This window comes from Ferrovibrio sp., from assembly GCF_035304305.1.
GTDB lineage: Bacteria > Pseudomonadota > Alphaproteobacteria > Ferrovibrionales > Ferrovibrionaceae > Ferrovibrio.
In genome coordinates this window covers 1-6,512 of sequence record NZ_DATGQG010000126.1, presented here as the reverse complement: position 1 = coordinate 6,512, position 6,512 = coordinate 1, and the positions used below count along the sequence as shown (strand labels likewise).

The 6,512-nt window shown below is 65.2% G+C and carries 6 protein-coding genes; 3 read left to right on the top strand and 3 right to left on the bottom strand.

Going from position 1 to position 6,512, the window contains the following annotated elements:
- The first annotated feature begins 49 nt into the window (after nucleotides 1–49).
- Genes VKZ87_RS14235 through asnB form a run of 3 tightly spaced genes read left to right on the top strand, consistent with a single transcriptional unit; the run spans nucleotide 50 to nucleotide 3,728 of the window.
- Nucleotides 50–748, top strand: a complete 699-nt coding sequence (locus tag VKZ87_RS14235) for a class I SAM-dependent methyltransferase (protein WP_324221924.1) — start codon at nucleotides 50–52, stop codon at nucleotides 746–748.
- A gap of 5 nt (nucleotides 749–753) precedes the next feature.
- Nucleotides 754–1,839, top strand: coding sequence for a glycosyltransferase (locus VKZ87_RS14230; RefSeq protein ID WP_324221923.1), 1,086 nt, complete (start codon nucleotides 754–756; stop codon nucleotides 1,837–1,839).
- Entirely contained in the window at nucleotides 1,839–3,728 is a 1,890-nt protein-coding gene (asnB, locus tag VKZ87_RS14225) for an asparagine synthase (glutamine-hydrolyzing) (protein WP_324221922.1), read from the top strand. Before VKZ87_RS14230 ends, asnB begins: the two co-directional genes overlap by 1 nt.
- On the opposite strand, the gene rimO is transcribed toward asnB, so the two are convergent.
- The 3 genes from rimO to VKZ87_RS14210 are packed head-to-tail and all read right to left on the bottom strand — an operon-like array spanning nucleotide 3,725 to nucleotide 6,277.
- On the bottom strand, nucleotides 3,725–5,059 hold the full coding sequence (gene rimO / locus VKZ87_RS14220) for a 30S ribosomal protein S12 methylthiotransferase RimO (protein WP_324221921.1): 1,335 nt from the start codon (nucleotides 5,057–5,059) through the stop codon (nucleotides 3,725–3,727). The genes asnB and rimO overlap by 4 nt on opposite strands.
- Nucleotides 5,060–5,108: 49 nt before the next feature.
- Nucleotides 5,109–5,606 carry a transcription termination/antitermination protein NusG gene (gene nusG / locus VKZ87_RS14215; protein ID WP_324221920.1) on the bottom strand — a complete coding sequence of 166 codons (498 nt, stop codon included), beginning with the start codon at nucleotides 5,604–5,606 and terminating at the stop codon, nucleotides 5,109–5,111.
- Entirely contained in the window at nucleotides 5,603–6,277 is a 675-nt protein-coding gene (locus VKZ87_RS14210) for a winged helix-turn-helix transcriptional regulator (RefSeq protein ID WP_324221919.1), read from the bottom strand. Before VKZ87_RS14210 ends, nusG begins: the two co-directional genes overlap by 4 nt.
- Nucleotides 6,278–6,512 lie beyond the last annotated feature (235 nt).

The window sequence follows — 6,512 nt, the reverse complement described above, 5'->3', positions numbered from 1 at the left end:
TCGCCAAACTGAGAAAGCACCTCGATGAGACGGGGGAAATGCGGAATTCATGAAACTGAGCGATCTTATTAATGCAGGGCTGCACCGGACGAGTCAGATCTCACTCGCCCTGCGGCTTGCGGTGCAAACCCTTTTCCGCCTGACGCACAATTACCAGCCCGACCCCTTCAGCCACGCGGGAAATGATTCTCGTGCCTGCGCGGCGCGGTTTGCTGCCGCGGCAGCCGAATTGGCCGATCTGGAGCGTCCGTCGGTTCTGGATGTTGGTTGCAACCAGGGATATTTTACATTCCGGTTCGCCGAGAAAGGCGGCATCTGTCTCGGTTTCGACAATGATCGCGCCGAGCTTATGGTTGCGCGCGCCCGTGCTGACGTTCACCGTGTGCGCAACGTCGCCTTCTTTGAAATGCTCTTGGACACGAACTCGATAAAGGGCTTGCCGAAATGCGACGTTGTCATCTGCCTCTCGATTTTCCATCACTGGGTCCGGCATTACGGGCAGAAGGGTGCCGAAGACCTGTTGCGGGACCTGGCTGGTCGCGCCGGGAAGGCGATGGTCTTTGACACCGGCCAGCCGGAGGAGACGGCAACCCGCTGGGCCCGCCAGCTCGATTTCATGAAGCCCGATGGTCCGGCTTGGATTGAGGGCTTCCTGAAGGACCTCGGCTTCGCGCAGGTTCGCCGCCTCGGTCAGTTTCCGACGAGCCTGTCGCCGGTTCCACGCGAGCTCTTTGTGGCGCGTCGCTAGAACCGATGCGCGCCCTGCTGCTCCTCCCCGATCTCGATGTCGGCGGCGCCCAGCGCACCATCATCAATCTGGCGAATACACTGCCCGTCGAGGGTGTCAGCCCGACTTTGGTGGCCATTCGGGGCGACGGCATGGCGCGTTCCTGGGTTGACCCGGGAGTTGCGTTGCGCGTTCTGGATTGCAGGCATAGTCGATCTGCCCTCTGGCCGCTCCTGCGCGTTATCCGCGACATCAGGCCGGATATCCTGCTGTCCACCATGATCGACGCCAACATTCTGGCCGTGCTCGCCGGTATGTTCACGCCGGGCCTGCCGGTCATTGTGCGGGAAACCAACAGTCACCGTGCGCGAGGGGATCTCGGATGGGTGCGCCGTCGCGCGGCTGGCTGGGCATACCGGCGAGCGGATGCCGTCGTGGCACTTTCCCATGGCGTGGCAGCGGAGCTGACCGACGATTACAGCCTGCCGGAAGCCTCCGTGCGGACCATCGGAAATCCTGTTGATATCGACGCATTGCGACAGCGCGCGGCCGCTGCGCGTTCGCATCCTGCCCTTGCGGGCAGGCAGCGGCCATTGTTCGTCGCCGTGGGACGGCTAACCAGACAGAAGGGATTCGACATCCTGATCGACGCGTTCGCCCGTCTGATGCGTCCCGCCGATCTCGTGATTGTCGGCGAGGGACCGGACCGCCCGGCGCTGGAGCAGAAGATTGCCGCGTGCGGTCTGGGCGACAGGGTGCGTCTGCATGGCTACGCCGCCGAGCCGATGGAGGTTGTCGCCAATGCGGATATTTTCGTGCTGTCCTCGCGCTGGGAGGGATTCGGGCATGTGATCGTCGAAGCGATGGCCGCCGGCTTGCCGGTGATCGCCACCGACTGCCCTCACGGCCCTCGCGACATCATCGTCGACGGCGTGAACGGTCGGCTGGTGCGCCCCGGCGATCCGGAGGCACTGGCCGCTGCCATGGAGGCCTGCCTTGCTGATCCCGATCAGGCGCGTGGCATGGCCGCCGCGGCACAGCAGCGGGCATCTGATTTTGACCGCCGGGTGATCGCGGCGGGCTACGCCAAGCTGATGCGGGAGCTGGTCTGATGTGCGGCCTTGCCGGATTGGTGCGACCCGCCGGCCTGGAACCGATGGCGCTCGCGTCAAGGCTGGATGGCGCGCTCGCGCGACTGCGCCCCCGCGGTCCGGACGGCAACGGCACATGGTCCGACGCCCATTGTGCGCTGATCCATACCCGGCTTGCGATCATAGACCTGAGCGATGCGGCCCGACAGCCGATGGAACGGCATGGATATGTCATCTCGTTCAACGGCGAGATCTATAACCATGCGGCGCTGCGATCAGAGCTCGAGCGTCTCGGCCATGCATTCGACTCGCATTCCGACACCGAAGTCCTTCTCGCCGGCTGGCGGCAGTGGGGCGAGGCGCTGCTGCCGAAACTCTCGGGGATGTTCGCTTTCGCAATATGGGATCCACGCAGCAAGGATCTGGTACTCGCAACCGACCGTTTCGGCAAAAAGCCTCTGGTCTACGCGCTGGATGGTGGTGCATGTGCCTTTGCTTCCGATTTGAAGGCTCTCCGGGCGCTATTGCCGATTCCGGCCGAGGTCGATCAGCAGGCGCTGAAGCTTCTCTTTGCCCTGCGCTACATCCCGGCTCCGTGGACGATCCTGAAGTCGGCCCGGAAGTTGCCTGGCGGCAGCATTGCCAGATTCAATTCCGGAGGTTTCACGATGCGCCGCTGGGACGAAGGCCCGCGGCCGCAGCAGCCGGTGTTTACAGACAGGGGTGAGGCGATCGCGGCCCTGCGGGAGGCCTTCGACCGCGCCGTGCTGGATCGCCTTGTGTCCGACGTGCCTGTCGGCGCCTTCCTGTCGGGCGGTATTGATTCGGCGATTGTCTGCGCGTCCCTGGCTGCGCAGAACAGGCGCGTGAGAAGCTTTACCGTCGGTTTTCCGGGCGCCGCGGGCTACTACGAGGAGCGGCCTGCGGCACGTAGAGTTGCCGACTATCTCGGACTGGAGCATACCGAAGTCGAAATCGACGCCGGTGCTGCGCAGGCCGCCATCGAGGATGTTTTCTCTGCCTGCGATGAACCCTTTGCGGACAGTTCCGCCCTGCCGGTGTACCTGCTGGCGCGCGAGACCCGGCGTCATGTCACCGTTGCGCTTTCCGGTGACGGCGCGGACGAGATATTCGCCGGGTACCGGAAATACCAGGGTGAATTCTACGCCGGGCTCTGGCAGTCGCTGCCTGCTCCTATGCGCCGCAGCATGATCCTGCCTCTTCTCGACCACCTGCCTGAGGGCAAGCGGAGCCGCTGGCTGGAACTCCTGCGGCGGATCCGTCGTTTTGCAGCCCATGCCGACAAGCCGGCGGTGGCGCGTCAGGCCGGCTGGGCTGCACAGCTGGATGAGGCTGAACTGGAGGAACTGCTGCCCGGATATTCCCCGGCACCCAATGCCGGGCTGCTTTTCGCCGCAGCCCATGAAGCGGCATCCGGCGATCCGGTCAACCGGATGCTGTTTGCCGAGCAGCGGATCGGCCTTGCAGGCGACATGCTGCGGAAAGTCGATCTGATGAGCATGGCGAATGCGCTGGAAGTGCGCAGCCCGTTCCTGGACAGGGACGTAACGGATGTCGCTGCGGCCATTCCGGGCGCATGGAAGCTCGAAAGAGGCCGTGGCAAAGCCATTCTCCGGGATGCTTTTTCCGACCGGCTGCCGCCGGATGTTTTCAAGCTCCCGAAAAAGGGTTTCGAGATGCCGATCGCGGACTGGCTGTGCACCAGTCTGCGCGACCGGCTGCGTGCCGCCAGCGATCCCGGATTTCTGCGCCGCCAGGGCATGATCAACCCGGAGCCAGTTCGGCGCTGGCTGACGGACCTGTTGTCTGGGCGCCGCGATACAAGCTGGCAGCTCTGGACGTTACTGGCCTTTCAGGCATGGGCCGAGGGTGAAGGTATTACAGGTTAGCGGATCTGCGTGCCCATCAGATCGTAGGCGTCCGCCTTGTCGATCTTCACCCTGACGATGTCGCCGACCTGCACCCCGGCGGCATTTTTTATTTTTACCACACCGTCGATTTCCGGCGCGTCGGCGAAGGAGCGGCCCACGGCCGTGGTGCGTCTGGTTTCGTCGACGAGCACGTCGAGCGTACGGCCGACGAAGCGCTTCAGCCGTTCCGCACTGATCGTCTGCTGGGCGGCCATGAAACGCTCCCAGCGTTCCTGCTTGACCTCGTCCGGCACATGGCCCGGCAGGTCGTTGGCGGCGGCGCCCTCGACATTTTCGTATTTGAAGCAGCCGACGCGGTCGAGCTCGGCCTCCCGCATCCACTGCAGCAGGAACTCGAAATCGGCATCGGTCTCGCCGGGAAAGCCGACGATGAAGGTGGAGCGGATGGCAAGGTCGGGGCAGGTCTCCCGCCAGGCGCGGATGCGCTGCAGCACCTTCTCCTGGTTGCCCGGCCGGCGCATCGCCTTCAGCACGCGCGGCTCGGCATGCTGGAAGGGAATGTCGAGATAGGGCAGCAGCTTGCCCTCGGCCATCAGCGGGATGACCTCGTCCACATGCGGATAGGGGTAGACGTAATGCAGCCGCACCCAGGCGCCGAGACTGCCCATGGCCTCGCAGAGCTCGGTCAGCCGCGCCTTCACCTTGCGGCCGCGCCAGTCGCTCTCGGCATGTCTCAGATCGACGCCGTAAGCCGAGGTATCCTGCGAAATGACCAGCAGCTCCTTGACGCCCGCCTTTACCAGCCGTTCGGCCTCGTAGAGCACGTCATTGCTCTGCCGGCTGGTCAGCCTGCCGCGCATGCTCGGGATGATGCAGAAGCTGCAGCTGTGGTTGCAGCCTTCCGAGATCTTCAGATACGCGTAATGCCGGGGCGTGAGCTTGATGCCCTGCGGCGGCACCAGGTCGACAAAGGGGTCGTGGGTCGGCGGCGCCGCTTCGTGCACGGCTTCAACCACGGCCTCGTATTGCTGCGGCCCGGTGATTGCCAGCACATCGGGAAACATGCCGCGGATCCGGTCCGCCTCGACGCCCATGCAGCCGGTGACGATGACGCGGCCGTTCTCGCGCATCGCCTCGCCGATCGCCTCCAGCGATTCCTGCTTGGCGCTGTCGAGGAAGCCGCAGGTATTCACCAGCACGACATCGGCGGCGTCGTAGGAGCCGGAGATCGCATAGCCTTCGGCGCGGAGCTTGGTGACGATGCGCTCGGAATCGACCAGCGCCTTGGGGCAGCCGAGGCTGACCAGGCCGACCTTCGGCGCGGTATTCGCAGGGGCGGGTTTGCTCATGGCGGCGGCTTATAGACCCGAAGCGGGTGGCTGACCAGAGGCTGCGGCCTTACGCCGCTTCGACCGCGCGTAGCGGCATCTGCGTGCGCACCAGGCGGCCCAGCAGCGAGACCAGCAGGATGGCGCGGTTGCCATCCACGGCCTCCTCGAACAGGGCCTGGGTATCGGCCATCGGGCCTTCGACGACGCGCAGGGTCTGGCCCGGCCGGAACTGCGGCGGGTTCAGCCGGATGAAGCCCTTGTCATCCTCGCGGGCCCGGATTTCCGCGATCACCGGTTCCGGCACCGGGATCGGCTTGTCGCCACTCATCACCAGGCCGACGACGCCGCGCGTGCCGTTCACTGACCGCCAGCGCTGCGCTTCCATGTCGATCCCGGCGAAGAGGTAGCGGGGAAAGAGCGGCGCCGCGACGATCTCCGTCCTGCCGGCATGGCGACGCATCTTCTGGTACTGCGGCAGATAGACCCCAAAGCCCTGGTTCTGCAGATGCTGCGCGGCCAGCTTCTCCTTGCCCGGCTGGGTATAGACGGCAAACCAGGAGATCATGCCGCCCGCTCCTTCGTACCGTCAGTATTGCGGCCGCCTGCCTTCGGCGTGACATGCAGCAGCGGGGGCACCACCAGCTGCCCCGGAGGCAGATCTTTCGCCATGGCGTCGTAGACGGTCTGCGGTGCGGCCGTATCGGCAATCGCCACCAGTTCGGCACCCAGCTTCAGCGCGGCCCGCAGATCGGCGCAGACAGGGCGGCCATGGAAATCCGCGACGTTGCGGCCCGGCGCGATGACCGCCACCACGCTCAGGCCCGCGGCGGAGGCCGATAGCAGGGCGATCTCGGCCAGCTCGCCCGCGCCGGCAATGGCGACCTTCCGCACGCCGCGCGAGGCGGCTTTCGTGAAGGCCTCCTCATACTGACCGCGGGCACGGCGGAAGAAGGAAAGCGAGACGCTCAGATACTCCGCCACCAGCCGGCTTTTCTCGGCAAAGCCCTTGGGCGTCAGGTAATAGGCATAGCGCCGCGCCGGGGCGGCCTGGATCTTCACCAGGCCCTTGGAGACGCAGCGCTTGAGCAGCGCGTTGGCCAGCCCGAGCGCGATACCCAGCCGGCCGGCGAGGCTGCGCTGGGTATGCTCGTCGGAGGCGCCGATGGCATCCAGAAGGGCGGCCATGGTGGCAGCGTCCTGGCTGGGTTCGGCCGGCTTGCCCGCGGGTGCGTTCATGACGTGAACGATAGCCCGCGGGCCGAGTCGGGTCAATCGGATTATCCCGTTGAAAACCTTTAATTAACTACTGCCGCGCCAGCAGGGCCTCGACCCCGGCGGCGATCCGCAGCAGGCGGTGATCCTGGCCGTTGCGCGCCACCAGCATCAGGCCGACATGCAGCCCCGACACGGGCAGGGGCAGCGAGATCGCGCAGCAATCGAAGAAATTCCACACCGAAGTGTTCCGCAGCAG